This is a genomic window from Mycobacterium deserti, from assembly GCF_025345615.1.
Taxonomy (GTDB): domain Bacteria; phylum Actinomycetota; class Actinomycetes; order Mycobacteriales; family Mycobacteriaceae; genus Mycobacterium; species Mycobacterium deserti.
The window spans coordinates 151,174-171,905 of sequence record NZ_JAODWD010000002.1 but is presented as its reverse complement, the minus strand read 5'-3'; the positions used below and the strand labels follow the sequence as shown (position 1 = coordinate 171,905).

Below are 20,732 nucleotides of genomic sequence, written 5' to 3'. Positions count from 1 at the left end.
TATGACCGCCACGATGTATTCGACCGAAGAGGTCGCCGAGGCGCTGGGACTACATGTCCGGACCGTGCGCGGGTACGTCCGCGACGGAAGCCTGCCTGCCGTGCGGATCGGCAAGCAGTACCGCATCGCGCGTGCAGACTTCGAACAGTTTGCAGGCGGACGCACCCTCGAAGCGGCAGTCGACGACGCTCCACGTGTAGAGGTCTCGGCGATCGTCGCCGTCGAAGGTGTTGCGCCGCAGGCGATGTCTCGAATCACCACCCACTTGATGGCCGCTGTGAGCAGTCGTACGGGGGCAGGCCACCTCGATGTTCACACCGTGTACGACCAAGCCCGCCAGACCCTCAGAATCATCGTGGTCGGCGACCCCGACGATGCCGCGCGCGCGATCACGTTGAGCAGCGCGTTGGCGGCGGCGGACCGTCGGTGAAGCCCATCTACCGCAGTGCGGCTGGACAGCGGGCCGTGGAGACGAACTACCGCGACATCTTGGACCGTTGGCCTGTCCCGGCGCTGCAGCGCACAGTGGACACTGCTCAGGGGGAAACCTTCGTCCTTTCCTGCGGACCCGAGGACGCGCCGCCGACCGTATTGCTACACGGCGCTGGCACGAACAGTGCGATGTGGATGGACGATGCTGTGGCGTGGTCGCAGTCGCGTCGCCTCCATCTCGTCGATGTCATCGGCGAACCGGGGCTCAGCGCGCCGTCGCGACCAGCCCTGCGGTCGGACGCTTACGCAAGGTGGCTGTGTGACGTGTTGGACAGTCTCGCCATCACTCGCGCGGCGTTCGTGGGCGCGTCCCTGGGCGGCTGGCTCGCCGTGAATCTGGCGAGTCATCATCCGGCCCGCGTCGAGCGACTGGCGCTACAGGCACCGGGAGGCATCGGCCGCCAGAAGTACGGGGCGGTGATCGCGTCGCTGTTGTTGATGCCGTTCGGCGATCGCGGGCGACGGTCGGCGCTGCGAATCGCGCTGGGACCTCAACCGGTAACGGGTCCGTTCGCCGAATACATGCTTCTCATCCAGAAGCACTACCGCCCCCGGCGCGACGCGCTTCCCAGATTCACTGACGCACAGTTGCGAGCACTCACTATGCCGATGTTGATCGTCGCGGGCGCAAACGATCGGATGCTGGATTCGCGCGACACCGTACGCCGAATCGTCCGCGCGCGACCCGAGGCCGCGGTCGAGTTGATTCCCGACTGCGGGCACGCGCCGCGCAGCGACGATGCCATTCGCGCATTCCTGGGTGTCACTGCGACACCGACGGGAGCGGAATCGTCGCCGTGACCGCGGTGCCAGCACCCGGCCGCGAGCGGATGTTGAGTCGGCCGCCGACGATCTCGGCACGTTCCGCCATCGACAGCAGCCCGTAGCCACCCATCTCGTCGCTGCCCAGCGGATTCTCGAAGGTGTCGAAACCAACTCCGTCATCGACGATTTCGAGTCGGGCGGTGTCGCCGTAAACCGAGAACGTCAGCCGCGCCGTGTCGGCGTTGGCGTGCTTGACGACGTTCTGCAGGCACTCCTGGGCGATGCGGTACAGCGCGAGTTCGATGTGATCAGGCAGTCGGGTCTCGGCCAGGTCGACGTCGATACCGATCTGCGGGATGGAGCGCGCCAGGCTGGCCAGTCCGCCTGCCAGCCCGAGGTCGTCGAGCACCGGGGGCCGCAACCCGCTGATCGCGGCGCGGGCCTCCTGCAGCGTCAGGTCGACCAGTTCGCGGGCCTTGCCCAGCTGCTCGGCGAGCATGGCCGGGTCCTCGACGGCCTGCGACGCCGCGTCGAGCCGGTAGGACAGGGTGACCAGCCGTTGTGAGATGCCGTCGTGGATGTCTCCGGCCAGTCGCCGTCGCTCGATCTCCTGGGCCTCGATCACCTGCTCGACGAAATTCTCGTGGGCGCGCTCGCGGGCCACCAGCTGGCGGTGCAGCCGCGCCTGGTGCATGGCGCCCGCGATCAATCGACCGATCACCAAGAGCAATTCGACATCGCGCTCGGTGAACTTGCGTCGCTGCACGGTGTGCACGTTGAGCACGCCGACGAGTCCGCCCGGGTCGGTCTCCATCGGCACCGACACCATCGAGGTGAAATCCGAGCCGCGCAGCGACTGAAACGGCATGTACCGCGGGTCGGATTCCTTGTCCTCGGTGATCACCACGGGCTCGCGGTGGCTGGCGACCCAGCCGGAGATCCCCGTGCCGAGCGGCAACCGGATCTTGCCGACCTCGGCGTCGAACGGCGGGGTGGCCCCCGCAAGTGTCAGCGACCGGTCGGAGTCATCGAGGACATGCACGAAACAGACATCGCTGGCGGTGGCGGCGGTGATCATCCGGGCCGCAGCGGCGGCCAGCGGTTCGACGCCAGGCCCACTCGACGCGGCCTGGATCAACTCACGCAGCAGTGCCAACTCGCGGTCGGCGGCAAGGGCGTACTGACTCAGTTCACGGACCGCGTTCGGAGGTCGCCCGCCTGGACTCATGTGTCGCTCACTGGTAGATCCCTTCGCGCAGCGCCGTTGCGACCGCGCCTGTGCGGTCGCTGACGCCGAGCTTGCGATAGATGGAGCTGAGGTGGCTTTTCACCGTCTCGTCGCCGATCACCAGTTTGGTGGCGATCGCCCGGTTCGACAGCCCGTTGACCACAAACGACAGGATCTCGCTCTCCCGCTGCGTCAGGCCGTGCCGGGCGCCTGGCCAGAACTCGTCGCGCTGGATCCGCGCCGCGGTGTCGACCGCCCGCGCCGCCATGCCCGGGTCGATCGCGGTCTCGCCGCGCTGGACGAACTCGAGTTGACGTACCAACTCGTCGCTGTTGATGCTCTTGAGCAGGTAACCCGAGGCGCCGACCCGCAACGCCTGGAACAGATACTGCTCGTCGTCGTAGACCGAGAGCATCACCACCTTGCGGTCGGGCTCGCGCTCGCGCAGCTCCCGGCACAGGTCGAGGCCGCTGGCGCCCTGCATCCGGACATCGCACAGCACGATGTCCGGGTTGAGATCGTCGATGACGCGCAGGGCTCGCTCGGCGCCGACGGCCTGCCCGATCACCTCGACGCGCTCGGAGAACGCCGCAAGCATGGCCTTGAGGCCCTCGATGACCATCTCGTGGTCGTCGACCAGGACAAGACGTACCGGGGGGCTGGACGTCATGGCGTCAACCTTAGGGCCGGCGTTTCTCCTGATGGCGCAACTTGGCCTGGCGAATCCCCCTAGCGGGGGAGGCGCGACCGCTGTGATGTGAGACACCCTCATGGGCATGCCGACAACGCAAGAGACGACCTGGCGCGCGGGCCGCTTCTGGTGGGATTCCGTTTCGCCGATTCGCACCCCCGCGTGTTCGCTGCGCGCGGTGATCTTCGACCTCGATGCCCTGACCGACATCGAATGCGACGGCCACCGGGTGGCGTACAACGCGGCCTTTGCGGCCCACGACCTCGACTTCCAATGGACGGTTGCGCGGTATCGCCAGCTGCTGGCGCTCACCGACGAGCGGCAACGCGTCGCGGCCGAACTGCGCAAGCGGTGCGTGGCCAGCGAGGCCGACGTGCTGACCGCGCTGTTGGCCGACGAGATCTACACGACCAAGACCATGCTGTTCGACGAGCTGATCCTCGAGCGCGACCTGACGCCGAGGCCGGGCCTCGTCGATTTCGTCATGGATGCGTTCGCCGCCGGCGTGCAGGTGGGCGTGGTGACCAACGGACAGCGCAGCTGGGCGGAACCGCTGGTGCGCCAGCTGGTCGGCGAGGGACTTGTCGAGACGGTGGTGACGGCTGAAGACGTCTGCAAGACGATGCCGGATCCCGAGGGGTATCGCCTCGCACTGTGCGAACTCGGCGTTTCCGCCGAGAACGCCGTCGCCGTAAGTGGTTCGGCGTCCGGCTTGCGGGCAGCCAACGGCGCAGGGATGGCGACCGTTGTCGTCACCGGTCAGGGCACTCCCGCCATCCCGACCGCATTGACGGTGCGGCCGGACTTCGCGGGTGACGAGCCGTTGCGCATAACCGATTGTCAACGCCTGCACAGCAACTGGTGGAAGGCTCGCAACCCGTCAGCTGCGTAGCAGCTCGATGACCGCGCTGAAGTCCTTGCCGGCGTGGTCGGCCGCGAACTCGGCGTAGATCTCGGCGGCATGGGTGCCCAACGGTGCGTTGGAGCCCGTCGACTTGACCGCGTCCATCGCCAGTCCCAGGTCTTTGTTCATCAACGCAGTCGCGAAGCCGGGTTTGAAGTCGTTGTTGGCCGGTGACGTCGGAACCGGCCCTGGCACAGGGCAGTTGGTATGCACCGACCAGCAGTTGCCCGTCGCGCCGGTGATCACGTCGAACAGCGACTGCGCGGACAGCCCCAGCTTCTCGGCGAGCACGAATGCCTCGCCGACGGCGATCTGCTGCACGGCCAGCACCATGTTGTTGCACAGCTTCGCGGCCTGTCCGGTACCGGACGCGCCGCAGTGAATGATTTTGCCGGCCATCGGCTCCAGCACCGGCCGGGCCCGCTCGACGGCGGCCTCGTCACCACCGACCATGAACGCCAGGGTGCCCGCCGTCGCCCCCTTGACGCCGCCGGAGACCGGAGCGTCCAGTTGCGCGAAACCGCGTTCGGCGGCCTGCCCGTTGATGGTGCGCGCATCGTCCACGGAGATCGTCGAGGTGTCGATGAACAACGCGCCGTCGCGCGCTGCGGGCAGCACCTCGGCATAGCACGACTTGACGACGGCGCCGTTCGGCAGCGACGTGATGACGACGTCGGCCTCGGCCACCGCCGCAGCACCGGTGTCGAATGTCTGCACACCCTTGTCGGCAGCAGCCGATTTGAGATCGGCAATGGGGTCGAATCCGTGTACGGCATGGTCCGCCGCGGCGAGGTTCGCCGCCATCGGGCCGCCCATGTTTCCCAGTCCCAAGAATGCGATCGTCGCCATCGGCTCAAGCCCTTCTCTGCGCGTTTCCTGACACCTAACCGGACGCGCGCACCTTGGCGGCCTGTGACCGCCCGATGACCACGCGCATGATTTCGTTGGTCCCTTCGAGGATCCGATGCACCCGCAGGTCTCGGACGATCTTTTCGACCCCGTACTCGTTGAGGTACCCGTAGCCGCCGTGCAGCTGCAGCGCCTGGTCGGCCACCGCGAAGCAGGAGTCGGTGACGTAACGCTTGGCCATCGCGCACAATTCGACCTTGTCCGGGTGGTTCTCATCCAGCGCGCGCGCCGCCTTCCACAACAGATTGCGCGACGTCTCGAGCGCGGTGGCCATGTCGGCGAGGCTGAAGCGGATGGTGGGCTCGTCGAGCAGCGAGCCGCCGAAGGCGTCGCGGTCGCGGACGTAGGCCGCGGCTTTCGTGTAGGCGGCCTGCGCGCCGCCCAGTGAGCAGGCAGCGATGTTGATGCGGCCGCCGTTGAGGCCGTTCATCGCGATCCCGAAGCCGGTGCCCTCGCCGTCGGCGCCGCCCAGCATCGCGTCGGCAGGCACCCGCACGTCCTCGAAGATCACTTGAGCGGTCGGCTGGGCGTTCCAGCCCATCTTCGCCTCGTTGGTACCGAAACTCAGTCCAGGCGTGTCCTTTTCGACGACGAAGGTCGAGATGCCGCGCGGGCCGTCACCGCCGGTGCGAGCCATCACCACATACACGTCGGACGAGCCCGCTCCGGAGATGAACTGCTTGACCCCGTCGATCACCCAGTCGGATGCAGGAGATCCACCGTCTCGAACGGCCCTGGTGCGCAAGGCGCTTGCGTCGGACCCGGCGCCCGGCTCGGTGAGACAGTAGCTGGCGATCAGCTCCATCGAGGCCAGTCGAGGCACCAAGCTCTTACGTTGCTCGTCGGTTCCGTACGTGTCGACCATCCAGGCGCACATGTTGTGGATGGACAGAAACGCCGCGACGGTGGGATCGGCGGTCGCGAGTTCCTCGAAGATCCGCACGGCGTCGAGCCGACGCAGCTCGCTACCGCCGACATCGTCGCGGCAGTAGATCGCGGCCATACCGAGTTCGGCGGCTTCGCGCAACACGTCGGTGGGGAAGTGCTTCGCGGCGTCCCACTCCAATGCGTATGGCGCGAGCCGCTTGTCGGCGAACGCGGCCGCCGTCTCGGCGATCACGCGCTCGTCGTCGTCCAAGCCGAAGTAGTCCACCGTTACTTCATGGTCGGGATGACGAACTCGGCGCCATCCTTGACACCGGACGGCCACCGCTGGGTGACGGTTTTCGTCTTGGTGTAGAACAAGATCGAATGCGGGCCGTGCTGGTTGAGGTCACCGAAGCCGGACCGCTTCCAACCGCCGAATGTGTGGTAGGCCACCGGCACGGGGATCGGGACGTTGACGCCGACCATGCCGACCTGCACGCGTGAGACGAAGTCGCGGGCGGCGTCGCCGTCGCGCGTGAAGATCGCCACACCGTTTCCGTACTCGTGTTCGGACGGCAACTGCAGTGCCTCGTCGTAATCCTTGGCGCGAACGATGCAGAGCACCGGACCGAAGATCTCGTCGGTGTAGATCGACATGTCGGTGGTGACGTGATCGAACAGCGTGGGGCCGATGAAGTAGCCGTTCTCCAGGCTTGCGTCGCCGAATTGCATGTCGTCGCTCGCGCGCTCGCGGCCGTCGACCACGATGTCGGCACCGGCTTCCACGCCCGCGTCGATGTAACTCCGAACTCGGTTCAGCGCCGCCTCGGTGACCAGCGGGCCGTAGATGGCCTTAGGGTCCAGGCTGTGACCGACCCGCAGTTCGCTCACCCGCTCGGCGAGCCGGGCGCGAAGCCGGTTCGCGGTCTCCTCACCGACGGGCACCGCGACGCTGATCGCCATGCACCGCTCACCGGCGCTGCCGTAGCCTGCGCCGATCAGCGCGTCGACGACCTGATCCATGTCGGCGTCGGGCATCACGACCATGTGGTTCTTGGCGCCGCCGAAGCACTGCGCACGCTTCCCGTTGGCCGCGGCGGTCGAGTAGATGTACTGCGCGATGTCGGAACTGCCGACGAACCCGACCGCCTGAACCACCGGGTGCTCGAGGATAGCGTCGACCGCTTCCTTGTCACCCTGCACGACCTGGAAGACGCCCGGGGGAAGTCCCGCTTCTACAAACAGTTCGGCCAGTCGCACCGGAACGGACGGATCGCGCTCGGACGGCTTGAGGATGAACGCGTTGCCGCAAGCCAGCGCCGGACCTGCCTTCCACAGCGGAATCATCGCCGGGAAGTTGAACGGGGTGATGCCCGCAACCACGCCGAGCGGCTGGCGCAGCGAGTACACGTCGATGCCCGTGCCCGCACCCTCGGTGTACTCGCCCTTGAGTAAGTGCGGGATGCCGATCGCGAATTCGATGACCTCGATGCCGCGCTGAATGTCTCCGAGAGAGTCGGCATGGGTCTTGCCGTGCTCGAGCGACAGCAGCTCGGCGAGCTCGTCGGCATTCTGGTTCACCAGGTCGACGAATTTCATCATCACCCGGGATCGACGCTGTGGGTTCCATGCCGCCCACTGCTTCTGCGCCTGCGCGGCTCCCGCGACGGCGGCGTCGACGTCGGCGGCCGAGGCCAGAACCACCTGCGCCTGCACCTCGCCGGTGCTGGGATTGAAGACGTCGGCGGTGCGGTCGGACTGTCCGTTCGTGCGCTGCCCGTCGATGAAATGCGGAATCTGTGTGGTCATGAGCCTGCTCCTCGCTACCAGATACTTGGATATCCTAGTAATGGCGCGGGAGCGTCCGCAAGGGGGTGCCCAGTCAGGATCGGCGGCGCAGCTCGTCCACGAAGGCCCGGGCGTCGTCCCAGGTCGGCAGGAGGCCAGCGGCCTGGGTGTCAGCGAGCGACGGGGCTTCGCGGTCGCGGTCCGACAGCCTCAGCGTTTCGACGGCCGGCCAGTCGATGCCGAGCACCGGGTCGAGCGGGTCGATGGTGTGCTCGCGCTTGGGGTCATAAGCCGCCGAGCACAGGTACATCACCGTCGAGTCGTCTTCGAGTGCGAGGAAAGCGTGGCCGAGGCCTTCGGAGAGGTAGATAGAGCGGCGGTCCCGATCGTCGAGCCGGACCGCGTCCCAGAGGCCGAACGTCGGAGAGCCCACGCGGATGTCGACGGCCACGTCGAGCACCGCGCCGCGCAAACACGTCACGTACTTGGCCTGACTCGGGGGCAGTTGCGCGAAATGTACGCCCCGCAGGACACCTGCCGACGACGACGAGCAGTTGGCCTGGCGCAGGTCGAGGCGATGCCCGGTCATCGCGGTGAACTCCGCGTCGGTGAACCACTCGAAGAACGCGCCGCGGGCGTCGGTGTGGACCTGCGGAGTGATCTCCCACGCGCCGGGAACCGATAGCTCACGGGTTCTCACTGGCCGCGCTCCGCGTAGCCCGCCTCGACGACGTCTTTCATTGGGGCCCACCATGATTCGTTGGCCCGGTACCAGTCGATGGTCTCGCGCAAGCCCTCGTTGAGGTCGGTGTGTTTTGGTGCCCAGAGCAGTTCGTCGTAAAGCGGCGACGGGTCGATCGCATACCGTAGATCGTGGCCCGCGCGGTCGGTGACGTGGTCGAAGTCATCGGTGTCACGGCCCATCAGCCGAAGGATCGTGCGCAACACCGACAGATTGTCGCGTTCGCCCTCGGCGCCGATCAGGTACGTCCGACCGATCTGCCCGTCGGTGAGGATGCGGCGCACCGCGTTGTTGTGATCGTCGACGTGGATCCAATCGCGCACGTTGGCGCCGCTGCCGTACAGCTTCGGGCGCCGCCCGGTGAGCACGTTGGTGATCTGGCGCGGGATGAACTTCTCGACGTGCTGATAGGGGCCGTAGTTGTTGGAGCAATTCGAAATAGTCGCTCGCACACCGTAAGACCGCACCCATGCCCGAACCAGCATGTCCGCGGCGGCCTTGGTCGAGGCGTAGGGGCTCGACGGGTTGTAGGGAGTGGATTCGGTGAATCGGCGCGGGCTGTCTAGTGCCAACTCGCCATACACCTCGTCGGTCGACACGTGGTGCAGCCGGACGCCGTGGCTGCGTACGGCTTCCAGAACGGTGAAGGTGCCGATGACATTGGTGCGCAGGAACGGCTCGGGCTGCGCCAGCGCGTTGTCGACGTGGGTCTCCGCGGCGAAGTGCACGACGGCATCGGACTCGCCGACAAGTTGGACCACCAGGTCACGATCGGTGATATCGCCGTGCACCAGCCGGATGTCGTTCTCGACGGGTGCCAGCGACTCGCGGCTGCCCGCGTAGGTCAGTGCGTCGAGGACGGTCACACGATCCTCGGGATGATCGCGCACTGTGGCGTGCACGAAGTTAGCGCCGATGAAGCCCGCGCCACCGGTGACCAGCAACCGCATGCTCAATGACAGTAGTCGAGCGTTATGCCGGCGCGCTCCAGGCTGGCGAGCGTCCGAGGTGGGCCAGCATACGGTCGAGATCGCTCGTTGCCCCATTGCTCGCGACCGCGGGGCCGAACGGTGCGTCGTCAGAGGTACGTGTCTCGCCGTCGGGCACCGCGAAGGCGATGGGAAGTGCCGCAGCGGTCACTTCGTTCGGCAGCTCGAACGGAGCGCCGAGCGTACGAGCGACATCCCAGCCGTGCACGACGTAGTCGACGAAATGCGCGGCGATCGCCATGGAACCGGGGAAGTCCACGCCCGGCTGGAACTCGGGTATCGCAAACGGGGCGTCAAGAATGCCGTCGGCGGAAAACGCCTCGAGCACATCGGCTGCCGAATCCGCATAGGCCGCTGCGGGATTGGCCGCAACCGCATCTGCGACCGTTGCCGCGTCCCACACCCTCGAGTCGGCGCCGTTCCCGCGTGCTGCCGCGGCGAATCCGTGGTGCTGCACGGTCATGTGAGTGAGGAGATCGCCGAGAGTCCAACCGGCGCAGGGTGTGGGCCTCCCCAGGTCGTCGCGGGAGACAGCGTTGACGATGTCGACGGACTTCTGGACGGCGGTTCGATGGAGGGGAAGTATCGAGCAATCAATATGCATACGTAGATCATAGGCGAACGTATATAATTGGTCAACGTCTAGTATCGCGGCCATGCCCCGGCGGTCAAGGCGTCCCGACCTGGCGGCGATGCTTGCGCCGCTGCTGCGTGACCTCGCGGCCGCCGAGCGGCCGATCCTCGACGAGCACGGGCTCTCGATGTGGGGCTACAGCGTGCTGGTGGCACTCGATGAGGCGCCCGTGCGCACGCAGGCCGCGCTTGCAGGCGCAATCGGCGCCGACAAGACGCGGATCATCCCGATCCTCGACGAGTTGCAGTCGCAGGGATACATCGAGCGGCAACCGGACCCCGATGATCGGCGCGTGCGCCTGCTTGCGATCACCGACGCCGGACGCGCGGTCAAAGATGCAGCGCAGGAGGAAATTCAGCGCGGCGAGGAGCAGTGGCTGAATGCGTTGCCGGCCGACGAACGCCGAGCGCTTCTGCGGGGACTGCAGCGGTTGGCCGGCGGCGGGGCGCCGCAGTAGCCCCGCGGCTTGACCTTGCCGTTGCGTCAACTTCTACCGTCTGCGGTAGTCGGTGAGGAAAGGAGCGGCGGCGACGATGACGTGGTCGATTCAGCACCTGGCCAAAACGTCCGGGGTGACAGCGCGCACCTTGCGCTATTACGACGAGATCGGGCTGCTGCGTCCGGACCGTCTGGGTGCCAACGGCTACCGCTACTACGAGCGCGAGCAGATTCTTCGGCTGCAGCGGATTCTGCTCCTGCGTGAGCTGGGCCTGGATCTGACGACGATTCGGGCGGTCGTCGACGCCGAACGTGATCCCGTCGAGGCGTTGCGGCGCCACCATCACCGACTGCTCGAAGAGCGCGGCCGTCTTGATCGGCTCGCCGAGACCGTCGCGGCCACGATCGAACACCTGGAGAAAGGAACCGAGATGTCGGCTGAAAACCTGTTCGAGGGCTTCGAGTTCGGGCGCGACTACATCGATCGCGAATTGGACCGCAACGACCATCCGGAATTGCGCAAAGTGAAGGCCAGAACGGCCGAGTGGTCCGAGCAGGACTTTCACACCTTCAACGACGAGGGCGCTCAACTGGAGAGCCGGCTGCTCGAGCTGATGCGGGCCGGGGTCGCCCACGACGATTCCTCGACCTTTGCGGTGCTCGACGACGACCTCGCCCTCCAGCGGAAGGTGTGGGAGCCGACCAAGCGGGCTACGTCGAGCTGGCGGAGTCGCTGAGTCAGCCCTCGGAATGGCGCGCCCATATGGACGCGCTCGATGCTGGGCTCGCTGATTATCTACGTGCGGCGATGATCGCGTACGCCCGCGTGCGGTTGTAGCGTCAGCCGCGGGGAATCCCAAGCGCGCTGTAGACGAACTTGGGCGGCACGTTGAACGCGATGGAGTGAGTTGGCAGGCGCGCCAACACGTCAGACGGAATGCTGCTCTTGTATGTCAGCGAGAACGTCCCGTCGAACTGTGGATCCACCGCCGCCAGGTCGGCGATCGCGAGAACGAGACCCGATTCCGACAGCGTGCCTGCCACCGCACCGGCCTGCGGCCCTTGCCACGGTTGGTCAACGGCGCGGCCGGCCTTTCCCGGGATGGCCGAGAGTGTGCCGAGCACGCGTTCGTTGGTCAGGACCAGCGCGCCTCCGTATCCGCGTATCAGGCCAACGGATTTGCGGCCGGGAATGCGACCGGTGAAGCGCACCACGGCCGCGATGCACTCCTCGAGGTGGATGATTCCCTCGGTCTCGGCCTGCGCCCGCATCTCGCCGGGCAGCTTGCCGATCCGAAACAACCTGCGCACGAAGCCGGCCACGGCGGTCAGCCTAGACAGGCAAAGCCGATCTTGGACGTTTTCGGTCAGCTCTTGAGCCCGAGCGGCTCCGCCAGTTCAGTGAGCGTGGGCAGCAGCGCGTCCCAGCCACCGAGCACCTGAATCGTGACGTGGTCAGCGCCGGCTTCGAGATGCTCGTTCAGCCGTTTGGCGATGTCTTCTGGGGTGCCGTGGGCGACGACCGCGTCGATCAACCGGTCGCTGCCCGGCTTGGCGACGTCGTCGTCGGTGAACCCGAGCCGCTTCCAGTTGTTGAGGTAATTCGACAGGTTCAGGTAGAAGTCGACGGTCTCGCGACCGATCTTGCGCGACGCCTCGGCGTCGCGGGCCAGCACCACTTTATGCTCCGGCGCCAGAAAGACGGTGGGGCCGATGAGATTTCGCGCCTCTCCCGTATGCACCGGGGTGGTCAGGTACGGGTGCGCCCCCGCGCTGCGTCGCGCCGCGAGCTTGAGCACCTTCGGCCCGAGCGCGGCGACGACTCGCCTGCTCGTCGGCACCTTCGCGGCGTCGAGCGCGTCGAGGTACTCGACCAGCACGTCGTACGGTTTGCGGTACTCGTCGGTGTGCTCGGGATGACCGATGCCGATTCCGAGCAGGAACCGGCCGGGGTAAGCGTCCTCGATGCGGTGATAGGCCTCAGCGACCTCGTCTGCAGGCGCCGTCCACACGTTGATGATGCCGGTCGCAACCTGCAGCGTGTCGGTCTCGGCCAGGATCGGGTCGACGTACTTCAGATCACCGGACGGTGATCCGCCGATCCACACGGCGCCGTAGCCGAGTTTCTCGATCTCGACGGCCTGTTCGGGCTTGACCGCTCCGAACGTCCATACGCCGTAGCGACCCAGGTTCGGCTTGAGTTCAGCCATCGTCACAACCCCTTCCGTCGAAACGTTCACTGCAAACCCAGCGGCCCGGCCAGTTCGGCCAGCGCATCCACCAGCTTGTCAGGTCCGGTCAGCACCTGAACAGGCACATGGTCGGCGCCGGCGTCGCGGTGCTGCCGTAGTCGCGTTGCGATGGCCTCGGTGGTGCCGTAGGCGACAACAGCGTCGACCAGGCGGTTGCTGCCCGGCTCGGCCGGATTCCCATCGCCCCTCGCGTCCGCAAAGTCGTCCTCGGTGAACCCGAGTCGCCTCCAGTTGTTCAGGTAGTTCTGCAGGTTGAGGTAGATCTCGAGCGCCTTGCGGCCCGTGGCACGGGCTTTTTCGGCGTCGGTGGTCAGCACCACCTTGTGCTCGGGGGCGATGAATGCGTCCGGCCCGAGAAGCTCACGCGCGCGAGCGGTGTGTTCCGGTGTGGTCAGGTAGGGATGGGCGCCGGCGCTGCGGTCCGCGGACAGCTGCAGCACCTTGGGCCCCAGCGCCGCGACGACGCGGCGGTCCTTGGGGACGCCGTATTCGTCGAGTCTGTCGAGGTATTCGCGCAAGGCGTCGATCGGCTTGCGGTACTCCTGATGCGCTTCGGGGTGGCCGACACCGATGCCCAGAAGGAAACGGCCGGGGTAGGCCTGGTCGATGCGGCGAAAGGACTCGCTGACCGGGCCCGCGTCAGCCGTCCAGATGTTGACGATGCCGGTGGCCAGCTGCATTGACTCGGTCGCGGCGAGGATGGGATCGATCCAGTCGAGTTCGGCGGGCGGCGAGCCGCCGGCCCAAATAGCTGCGTATCCGAGGTTCTCGATGTCTCGAAGTTGCTGCGCAGACAACCGCTGCCATTGCGAGTAGTGCCCGAACGCGCCGAACGTGCCGAGATTGGGTTTGGTCATGGTGGCTGCAACCCGGCTGTGTCGGCCCGCTATTCCGTTTTACTCAGCGTGCACAGGAAGTTCGATGGGGGTCGGCGCCTCGGGAGCGGGCGCCACCAGCGGCAGCAGGATGATGAAGCGGGTGTCGCCCGGCTTCGACTGGACCCGGATGTCGCCCTGGTGCTTCTCGACCACGATGCGCCTCGCCAGGTCGAGACCCAGTCCGTCACCCTCCCCGAACGGCTTGGTGGTGAAGAACGCGGTGAAGATGCGATTGATGATGTCCTCGGGAATGCCCGGCCCATCGTCGCCGATCTCTACGCGCACCATGTCGTCGCCCTCACGCGCGGTTTTGATCGTCAGTGTGCCGTGGCCACCCATTGCCTGGATCGCGTTGTTGATGATGACGTCCCATACCTCGTTCAAACCGCCCGGGTAGCAAGAGATTTCAGGGATCGACTTGTCCCACTCCTTGACGAGTTTGACGGGCTTGTCCGGGCCGACCTTGTCGCCGAACAGCGTCTTCAGGGTGTTCCACAGCAGCTCATGCACATTGACCATCTGGTACTCGGCCCGGTCCATCTGTGAATACTTCTTGGCGCCGGCGAGCAGACCCGAGATGCGAGCGCTGGCATCGGCGATCTCGTTCATCCGCAACTCGGTGTCGATGGTGTACTTCAGCCACCCGATGGCGCTCTGCATGGTGGCGGAGCAGTCGACGTCGTCGATCGACGCCTGGACCTTCTCCAGCCAGTCGATGTCCAGACCGGCCTCGACGAACGTCGGTGCGTAATCCCAGGCGCCGACGATGCCGTGGCCCTCGAGCCAGTCACCGATCTGTTCTTCTCGATCGGACGATTCGAGTGCAGTCAGTTCTTGGGCCTTCGACTTGGCGACCTGTTCGGCGACCTCGTCCTGGATGCTCACCAACACCCGCAGCGCTTCGGGGGTGAACTTGCCGTCGGCCAGCATGGCGAGCTTGTGTCGCATCTTGCCCACGCCGTCGCGCAGGTCGGCGACGGCCCGCGCGGCCGCCGCGGCCGGGTTGTTCAGCTGGTGGGTGAGCCCGGCCGTGATGGTGCCGAGCGCCAGCAGCTTTTCTCGTTGGCCGAGCGCCTGGCTTTGGCGCCGGCCGCCGACCTTGTGGCCCTCCAACAGGTGAACGGCCATCGGGAATTCAGACTTCATGAACCTGGCGAAGGCGTCAGCGTCGAGGACGAAGAACCGGGACGGGCGAGTCACCCGAACCGAGGCCTCGTATATGTGCTCCTCGTTCGGGACATAAGCCGACCAGGCACCGCAATAAACGCCACGCTGAGAGGTGCGATTGGTGACGACGTCGACACCCCCCGACCGTTTCGACATGACGAGCTCACCGTCGAGCAGCACATAGAAGCACGTCGCCGGCTCGCCCTCGGTGCAGACCGGGCCCGGTTCGAAGGTGCCGATGTGGCCGTTCTCGCACAGGATCTGCAGTTGCCTGTCACTCAGCTTCTCGAACAGGAACAGCGAGCGCAGTTCGTCGGGCATGCATCTGTTCTCTGATTCGCCCATGATCCGCTCTCCTAAGCTTCCGCCAGATACCGGTGCACCAGCATCACGGCCATCGACCCTTCGCCGACAGCCGCCGCCACCCGTTTGGCTGATTCCGAACGCACGTCTCCTGCAACAAACACACCGGGCACACTTGTTTCCAGGTGGTGCGGCGGCCGTTCCAAAGTCCAGCCGGCCACGTTACGAAGGTCCGGGCCCGCGAGGATGAAGCCGTGGTCGTCGCGGGCGATGCCGGCCTGCTCGACCCAATCGGTCCGTGGTTCGGCGCCGATGAAGATGAACATCCGGCCGCAGTTGTGTTCCTCGCGCTCACCGGTCTGAACGTTCTCCAGACAGATGCGCTCCAGATGGTCGGCGCCCTTGACAGCATGAACGACGGTGTGCGGCATCTCCCGGATGTTGTCTTTAGACCTGATCTGCTGGATCAGGTAGTACGACATCGAGTCCTCGAGAGTGCGGCGGCAGACGATGTTCACCTTCTTGGCCGTACGCGACAAGTACATCGCGGCCTGGCCCGCGGAGTTCGCGCCGCCGATCACGAACACCTCGTCGTCCTCGCATTCGGAGGCCACTGAGGTGGTGGCGCCGTAATAGACGCCTGCCCCGGTAAGAGTGGCGCAGCCTTCGGCGGGCAGCTCCCGGTATTCGACGCCCATCGCGAGGATGACCGCGCGGGTGCCGATGGCCCGGCCGTCGGACAGGTGGATGGTGCGGGCGCTGCCGTCGATCTCCAGTGCCGTCACCTCGGCCGCGGTGATCAGCTCTGCCTCGAACTTCTCGGCCTGCCGACGGGCCCGCTCGGCCAGTTGTGCGCCCGACAGTCCGTCGGGGAAGCCGAGGTAGTTCTCGATGCGCGAACTCTGGCCTGCTTGCCCGCCGGTGGCGGTGCGCTCGATGAGCACGGTCTTGAGACCTTCTGAGGCGCCGTACACCGCCGCGGCCAGGCCCGCCGGTCCGCCGCCGATGACGACGAGGTCGTAGAAGTCGTCGGCGGGCGTGGTGGACAACCCCAGCGTTGCGCCGAGTTCGGCGTCCGTCGGCGCGACGAGCGTCTCGCCCTGCTCGGTGATCACCACCGGCAGGGTCAGCTCGTCGAGCCCGGCGGCGTCGAGCAGCTGCTTTCCCTTGGGTTCGTCAGCACGAAACCAGGTGTAGTACAGCCTGTTTCGGGCCAGGAACTCGCGGACCTCGGACGACCGGATATTCCACGGGTGTCCGATGATCTTGGTGTGCGGGATCGCACGCTCACCGGTCTGCCGCCACGCCTCGATCAGCGCGTCGATCACCGGGTAGAGCTTCTCCTCCGGCGGATCCCAGGGCTTGAGCAGATAGTGGTCGAGGTCCACGACGTTGATCGCGTCGATCGCGGCATGAGTGTCGGCATAGGCGGTGAGCAGCACCCGGCGAGCCATCGGGTAGATGTCCATCGCCTCTTCGAGGAACTCGATGCCACTCATCTGCGGCATCCGGTAGTCGGCGACGAACACCGCGACGGTCTCGCCGCGCAGCTTCAGTTCGTTGAGCGTCTCGAGCGCGTCGGGGCCGTTCTCTGCGCGCACGATGCGAAAGGCCTCGCCGTAGTGGCGGCGCAGGTCGCGAGCCACGGCGCGCGACACGGCGGGATCGTCGTCGACGGTCAGGATCACGGGCTTGCGAGGTTGGGGGATGGGGCCGGTCATCGTGATCAAGTATGCGCCCGCTGTCCAGCCGATATGGTGGTCATGCCGACCGCTGTGAGGTGGCCGTTCGACGATTTTGGGGCGAGCGCTCCAGCGGGTAATATGGATCAACGGTGCGGCGATCGCGCCGGCTCTTGCGTGCCCTGTTCTGGAATTTCTGGCTACTGGCTCACGTTTTGTAGTCGGAGCCTAGCCGCGCCAGCAGGCGCCAACGATCAGGACACGGAGGATCTCCGAAACACAATGGCCAAGAAAGACGGTGCCATCGAGGTCGAGGGTCGAGTGGTCGAGCCTCTGCCCAATGCGATGTTTCGCATTGAGCTGGAGAACGGACACAAGGTCCTTGCCCACATCAGCGGCAAGATGCGGCAGCACTACATCCGCATCCTGCCCGAGGACCGCGTCGTAGTGGAGCTTTCTCCCTACGACCTGTCCCGGGGCCGCATTGTTTATCGATACAAGTAACCAGACGAGAACAGGATCGAACGAGCCGTGAAGGTGAACCCGAGCGTCAAGCCCATCTGCGATAAGTGCAGGGTGATCCGCCGGCATGGGCGGGTCATGGTGATCTGCTCCGATCCCCGCCACAAGCAGCGTCAGGGCTAGTAAGCCGCTGCTGCCGACAACTCAATGACGAAATCCCAGTACCACTGAGCGGATACGCCGCTCGTCACGTCCGGCACGGAGGCCGGACCCCATCAAGATGAGGGAACGGGCTGGGACCAGACCTCCGCATAGAAGAAGGAACACTGCCTGATGGCACGGCTAGTGGGCGTTGACCTCCCGCGCGACAAGCGCATGGAGATCGCCCTTACCTACATTTTCGGCATCGGCCGTACCCGGTCCCAGGAGATCCTGGCCGCGACCGGTATCGACAAGGATCTGCGCACCAAGGACCTGACCGACGATCAGGTGACCCAGTTGCGCGACTACATCGAGGGCAACCTCAAGGTGGAAGGCGATCTGCGCCGCGAGGTGCAGGCCGATATCCGCCGCAAGATCGAAATCGGCTGCTACCAGGGTCTGCGGCACCGCCGTGGCCTGCCGGTGCGTGGCCAGCGGACCAAGACCAATGCGCGTACCCGCAAGGGCCCCAAGCGCACCATCGCCGGCAAGAAGAAGGCCAGGTAAGCAGATGCCACCAGCAAAGAAGGGTGCCGCTGCCCCGAAGAAGGGGCAGAAGACCCGCCGCAGGGAAAAGAAGAACGTCCCGCACGGCGCCGCGCACATCAAGAGCACCTTCAACAACACGATCGTGTCGATCACCGACCCGCAGGGCAACGTCATTGCCTGGGCGTCGTCGGGTCACGTCGGCTTCAAGGGCTCACGTAAGTCGACGCCGTTCGCCGCTCAGCTGGCCGCCGAGAACGCCGCCCGCAAGGCCCAGGAGCACGGCGTGAAAAAGGTCGACGTGTTCGTCAAGGGCCCGGGTTCGGGCCGCGAGACCGCGATCCGGTCGCTGCAGGCCGCCGGCCTCGAGGTCGGCGCCATTTCCGATGTCACCCCGCAGCCGCACAACGGCTGCCGTCCGCCCAAGCGGCGCCGGGTCTAGGGAGGAACAGAACTCATGGCTCGTTACACCGGACCCGCGACCCGCAAGTCGCGCCGCCTCGGCGTCGACCTCGTCGGCGGCGATCAGTCATTCGAGAAGCGCCCCTACCCGCCCGGTCAGCACGGCCGCGCGCGCATCAAGGAGAGCGAGTACCGCCAGCAGCTGCAGGAGAAGCAGAAAGCCCGCTTCAGCTACGGCGTGATGGAAAAGCAGTTCCGTCGCTACTACGAGGAAGCCAACCGTCTGCCGGGCAAGACCGGTGACAACCTGCTGCGCATCCTCGAGAGCCGGCTGGACAACGTCGTCTACCGCGCGGGCCTGGCCCGCACCCGCCGGATGGCCCGCCAGCTGGTCAGCCACGGCCACTTCACCGTCAACGGTGTCAAGGTCGACATCCCGAGCTACCGGGTGTCGCAGTACGACATCATCGACGTCAAGGAGAAGTCGCTGAACACGGATCCGTTCGTGATCGCCCGGGAGACCGCCGGCGACCGTCCGATCCCCGCCTGGCTGCAGGTCGTCGGCGAACGTCAGCGCATCCTGGTGCATCAGTTGCCGGAACGTGCGCAGATCGATGTGCCGCTCACCGAGCAGCTGATCGTCGAGTTGTACTCGAAGTAAGACTTCCCGCCGTCACCGATGGCGGCTGGGAACTACGGCATCAAATAGCGGATGCCGCGAGGAGGAAAGAAAAACATGCTGATCTCTCAGCGCCCAACCCTGTCCGAAGAAGTCAAGGCCGACAACCGCTCCCAGTTCGTCATCGAACCACTGGAGCCGGGATTCGGTTACACCCTTGGCAATTCCCTTCGGCGCACGCTGCTGTCGTCCATTCCCGGCGCAGCGGTCACCAGCATTCGCATCGACGGCGTGCTGCACGAGTTCACGACCGTCCCGGGTGTGAAGGAAGACGTCACCGACATCATCCTGAACCTCAAGGGCCTGGTCGTGTCGTCCGAGGAGGACGAGCCGGTCACCATGTACCTGCGCAAGCAGGGCCCCGGTGAGGTCACCGCGGGCGACATCGTTCCGCCCGCCGGCGTGACGGTGCACAACCCCGACATGCACATCGCGACGCTGAACGACAAGGGCAAGCTCGAGGTCGAGCTCGTCGTCGAGCGCGGCCGTGGTTACGTGCCCGCCGTGCAGAACAAGGCCTCGGGTGCCGAAATCGGCCGTATCCCGGTCGATTCCATCTACTCGCCGGTGCTCAAGGTGACGTACAAGGTGGAGGCTACCCGCGTCGAGCAGCGCACCGACTTCGACAAGCTGATCCTCGACGTCGAGACCAAGAACTCGATCACGCCGCGCGACGCACTGGCGTCGGCCGGCAAGACGCTGGTCGAACTGTTCGGTCTGGCACGGGAACTCAATGTCGAGGCCGAGGGCATCGAGATCGGACCCTCGCCTGCCGAGGCCGATCACATCGCGTCCTTCGCTCTGCCGATCGACGACCTGGACCTCACGGTGCGCTCGTACAACTGCCTCAAGCGTGAGGGTGTGCACACCGTGGGCGAACTGGTCGCCCGCACGGAGTCCGATCTGCTGGACATCCGCAACTTCGGCCAGAAGTCCATCGACGAGGTGAAGATCAAGCTGCACCAACTGGGACTGTCGCTCAAGGACAGCCCGGCCACGTTTGATCCGTCCGAGGTTGCCGGCTATGACGTCGCCACCGGCACCTGGAACAGCGATGCCGGCTACGACCTGGACGACAACCAGGACTACGCCGAAACCGAACAGCTCTAACAAGGGCACCTTCCCACCCAGCTCTACCCGCCCGATCCGTCCCGGTCCTACCTGATACGGGGACCGGCCTCAATGAGGAGATAGTCGCAATGCCCAAGCCCACCAAGGGCCCTCGCCTCGGCGGGTCGTCCTCGCACCAGAAGGCGCTGCTGGCCAACCTGGCCACGTCGTTGTTCGAGCACGGCCGGATCAAGACGACCGAACCCAAGGCGCGGGCGTTGCGGCCCTATGCGGAGAAGCTCATCACCCACGCCAAGAAGGGCACGCTGCACAACCGGCGTGAGGTCATGAAGAAGATCCGCGACAAGGACGTGGTGCACACGCTGTTCGCCGAGATCGGTCCGTTCTACTCCGACCGCAACGGCGGCTACACCCGCATCATCAAGGTGGAGGCACGAAAGGGCGACAACGCCCCGATGGCCGTCATCGAGTTGGTGCGGGAGAAGACGGTGACCTCGGAGGCCAACCGCGCGCGCCGCACGGCAGGCGCGAAGAAGGCAGACCAGGCTACTGACGAGGCCTCGGCCGAGGAGCAGAAGGTGGCGGCAGCGGCCGCGCCGCAGGCAGCCGTCGAGCCAGAGGCCGCCGAGGGTCCGACCGCCGACGAGGCCACGGCCGATTCGGCCGACGAGCTGCCCGAGGCCGAGGACACCGTCGCGGTCG

At 65.8% G+C, this 20,732-nt stretch carries 24 protein-coding genes and 1 pseudogene; 12 read left to right on the top strand and 13 right to left on the bottom strand.

The genetic code is table 11. From position 1 onward, the window contains the following. Nucleotide 1: 1 nt before the first annotated feature. Nucleotides 2–430, top strand: a complete 429-nt coding sequence (locus tag N4S67_RS06960; protein ID WP_260992233.1) for a helix-turn-helix domain-containing protein — start codon at nt 2–4, stop codon at nt 428–430. Continuing rightward, nucleotides 427–1,293, top strand: a complete 867-nt coding sequence (locus N4S67_RS06955; RefSeq protein WP_260992232.1) for an alpha/beta fold hydrolase — start codon at nt 427–429, stop codon at nt 1,291–1,293. Before N4S67_RS06960 ends, N4S67_RS06955 begins: the two co-directional genes overlap by 4 nt. On the opposite strand, the gene N4S67_RS06950 is transcribed toward N4S67_RS06955, so the two are convergent. Both N4S67_RS06950 and N4S67_RS06945 read right to left on the bottom strand, forming a co-directional pair. Further along, nucleotides 1,256–2,485: a GAF domain-containing sensor histidine kinase gene (locus N4S67_RS06950; RefSeq protein ID WP_260992231.1), complete on the bottom strand. Its 1,230-nt coding sequence runs from the start codon at nt 2,483–2,485 to the stop codon at nt 1,256–1,258. The genes N4S67_RS06955 and N4S67_RS06950 overlap by 38 nt on opposite strands. A 7-nt stretch (nt 2,486–2,492) precedes the next feature. Further along, nucleotides 2,493–3,155, bottom strand: a complete 663-nt coding sequence (locus tag N4S67_RS06945; protein ID WP_260992230.1) for a response regulator — start codon at nt 3,153–3,155, stop codon at nt 2,493–2,495. Between the two features lie 106 nt (nt 3,156–3,261). On the opposite strand from N4S67_RS06945, the gene N4S67_RS06940 reads away from it, so the two are divergent. Next, complete coding sequence (locus tag N4S67_RS06940) at nt 3,262–4,068, top strand: HAD-IA family hydrolase (protein WP_260992229.1); 807 nt, start codon at nt 3,262–3,264, stop codon at nt 4,066–4,068. On the opposite strand, the gene mmsB is transcribed toward N4S67_RS06940, so the two are convergent. From mmsB to N4S67_RS06910, 6 genes are all read right to left on the bottom strand, one after another. Further along, nucleotides 4,057–4,929, bottom strand: coding sequence for a 3-hydroxyisobutyrate dehydrogenase (gene mmsB / locus N4S67_RS06935; protein ID WP_260992228.1), 873 nt, complete (start codon nt 4,927–4,929; stop codon nt 4,057–4,059). The genes N4S67_RS06940 and mmsB overlap by 12 nt on opposite strands. Before the next feature lie 34 nt (nt 4,930–4,963). Beyond that, nucleotides 4,964–6,142: an acyl-CoA dehydrogenase family protein gene (locus N4S67_RS06930; protein WP_260992227.1), complete on the bottom strand. Its 1,179-nt coding sequence runs from the start codon at nt 6,140–6,142 to the stop codon at nt 4,964–4,966. 2 nt (nt 6,143–6,144) lie between these two features. Next, nucleotides 6,145–7,665, bottom strand: a complete 1,521-nt coding sequence (locus N4S67_RS06925; RefSeq protein ID WP_260992226.1) for a CoA-acylating methylmalonate-semialdehyde dehydrogenase — start codon at nt 7,663–7,665, stop codon at nt 6,145–6,147. Between the two features lie 73 nt (nt 7,666–7,738). Beyond that, complete coding sequence (gene rfbC / locus N4S67_RS06920; protein WP_260992225.1) at nt 7,739–8,344, bottom strand: dTDP-4-dehydrorhamnose 3,5-epimerase; 606 nt, start codon at nt 8,342–8,344, stop codon at nt 7,739–7,741. Further along, complete coding sequence (rfbB, locus tag N4S67_RS06915; RefSeq protein WP_260992224.1) at nt 8,341–9,336, bottom strand: dTDP-glucose 4,6-dehydratase; 996 nt, start codon at nt 9,334–9,336, stop codon at nt 8,341–8,343. Before rfbB ends, rfbC begins: the two co-directional genes overlap by 4 nt. A gap of 22 nt (nt 9,337–9,358) precedes the next feature. After that, on the bottom strand, nt 9,359–9,979 hold the full coding sequence (locus tag N4S67_RS06910; protein ID WP_260992223.1) for a TIGR03086 family metal-binding protein: 621 nt from the start codon (nt 9,977–9,979) through the stop codon (nt 9,359–9,361). A gap of 52 nt (nt 9,980–10,031) precedes the next feature. Between N4S67_RS06910 and N4S67_RS06905 the strand changes: the two genes are divergently transcribed. Together N4S67_RS06905 and N4S67_RS06900 are read left to right on the top strand one after the other, a co-directional pair. Continuing rightward, nucleotides 10,032–10,466: a MarR family winged helix-turn-helix transcriptional regulator gene (locus N4S67_RS06905; RefSeq protein WP_260992222.1), complete on the top strand. Its 435-nt coding sequence runs from the start codon at nt 10,032–10,034 to the stop codon at nt 10,464–10,466. A 76-nt stretch (nt 10,467–10,542) separates the two neighbouring features. Next, nucleotides 10,543–11,184 carry a MerR family transcriptional regulator gene (locus N4S67_RS06900; protein ID WP_260992221.1) on the top strand — a complete coding sequence of 214 codons (642 nt, stop codon included), beginning with the start codon at nt 10,543–10,545 and terminating at the stop codon, nt 11,182–11,184. 103 nt (nt 11,185–11,287) lie between these two features. On the opposite strand, the gene N4S67_RS06895 is transcribed toward N4S67_RS06900, so the two are convergent. Genes N4S67_RS06895 through N4S67_RS06875 form a run of 5 tightly spaced genes read right to left on the bottom strand, consistent with a single transcriptional unit; the run spans nt 11,288 to nt 16,768 of the window. Beyond that, nucleotides 11,288–11,770, bottom strand: coding sequence for a hypothetical protein (locus N4S67_RS06895; protein ID WP_260992220.1), 483 nt, complete (start codon nt 11,768–11,770; stop codon nt 11,288–11,290). A 44-nt stretch (nt 11,771–11,814) separates the two neighbouring features. Continuing rightward, complete coding sequence (locus N4S67_RS06890) at nt 11,815–12,657, bottom strand: LLM class F420-dependent oxidoreductase (RefSeq protein WP_260992219.1); 843 nt, start codon at nt 12,655–12,657, stop codon at nt 11,815–11,817. Between the two features lie 26 nt (nt 12,658–12,683). Continuing rightward, the gene (locus N4S67_RS06885) at nt 12,684–13,556 is read right to left on the bottom strand and encodes an LLM class F420-dependent oxidoreductase (protein WP_260992218.1); all 873 of its coding nucleotides are present in this window, start codon (nt 13,554–13,556) and stop codon (nt 12,684–12,686) included. 39 nt (nt 13,557–13,595) lie between these two features. Continuing rightward, the gene (locus N4S67_RS06880; protein WP_260992217.1) at nt 13,596–15,089 is read right to left on the bottom strand and encodes an ATP-binding protein; all 1,494 of its coding nucleotides are present in this window, start codon (nt 15,087–15,089) and stop codon (nt 13,596–13,598) included. A gap of 11 nt (nt 15,090–15,100) precedes the next feature. Beyond that, nucleotides 15,101–16,768 (bottom strand): FAD-dependent oxidoreductase, encoded by a 1,668-nt coding sequence (locus tag N4S67_RS06875; RefSeq protein WP_260992216.1) that lies wholly within the window; start codon nt 16,766–16,768, stop codon nt 15,101–15,103. Between the two features lie 243 nt (nt 16,769–17,011). Between N4S67_RS06875 and infA the strand changes: the two genes are divergently transcribed. The 7 genes and pseudogenes from infA to rplQ form a co-directional block, all read left to right on the top strand. Next, nucleotides 17,012–17,233, top strand: a complete 222-nt coding sequence (gene infA, locus N4S67_RS06870; protein WP_003418601.1) for a translation initiation factor IF-1 — start codon at nt 17,012–17,014, stop codon at nt 17,231–17,233. 27 nt (nt 17,234–17,260) lie between these two features. After that, the gene (gene rpmJ / locus N4S67_RS06865) at nt 17,261–17,374 is read left to right on the top strand and encodes a 50S ribosomal protein L36 (protein WP_003879483.1); all 114 of its coding nucleotides are present in this window, start codon (nt 17,261–17,263) and stop codon (nt 17,372–17,374) included. Between the two features lie 150 nt (nt 17,375–17,524). Beyond that, on the top strand, nt 17,525–17,899 hold the full coding sequence (rpsM, locus tag N4S67_RS06860; RefSeq protein WP_260992215.1) for a 30S ribosomal protein S13: 375 nt from the start codon (nt 17,525–17,527) through the stop codon (nt 17,897–17,899). 4 nt (nt 17,900–17,903) lie between these two features. Then, nucleotides 17,904–18,320 carry a 30S ribosomal protein S11 gene (gene rpsK / locus N4S67_RS06855; protein ID WP_015305086.1) on the top strand — a complete coding sequence of 139 codons (417 nt, stop codon included), beginning with the start codon at nt 17,904–17,906 and terminating at the stop codon, nt 18,318–18,320. A 15-nt stretch (nt 18,321–18,335) separates the two neighbouring features. Continuing rightward, nucleotides 18,336–18,941: a 30S ribosomal protein S4 gene (gene rpsD / locus N4S67_RS06850; RefSeq protein WP_260992214.1), complete on the top strand. Its 606-nt coding sequence runs from the start codon at nt 18,336–18,338 to the stop codon at nt 18,939–18,941. A gap of 75 nt (nt 18,942–19,016) precedes the next feature. Then, a complete protein-coding gene (locus tag N4S67_RS06845) occupies nt 19,017–20,069 on the top strand; it encodes a DNA-directed RNA polymerase subunit alpha (RefSeq protein ID WP_260992213.1) in 1,053 nt (350 codons plus the stop codon). 89 nt (nt 20,070–20,158) lie between these two features. Beyond that, nucleotides 20,159–20,665 (top strand): annotated as a pseudogene (gene rplQ, locus N4S67_RS06840) (50S ribosomal protein L17); the annotation flags it as partial. Between the last annotated feature and the right edge of the window lie 67 nt (nt 20,666–20,732).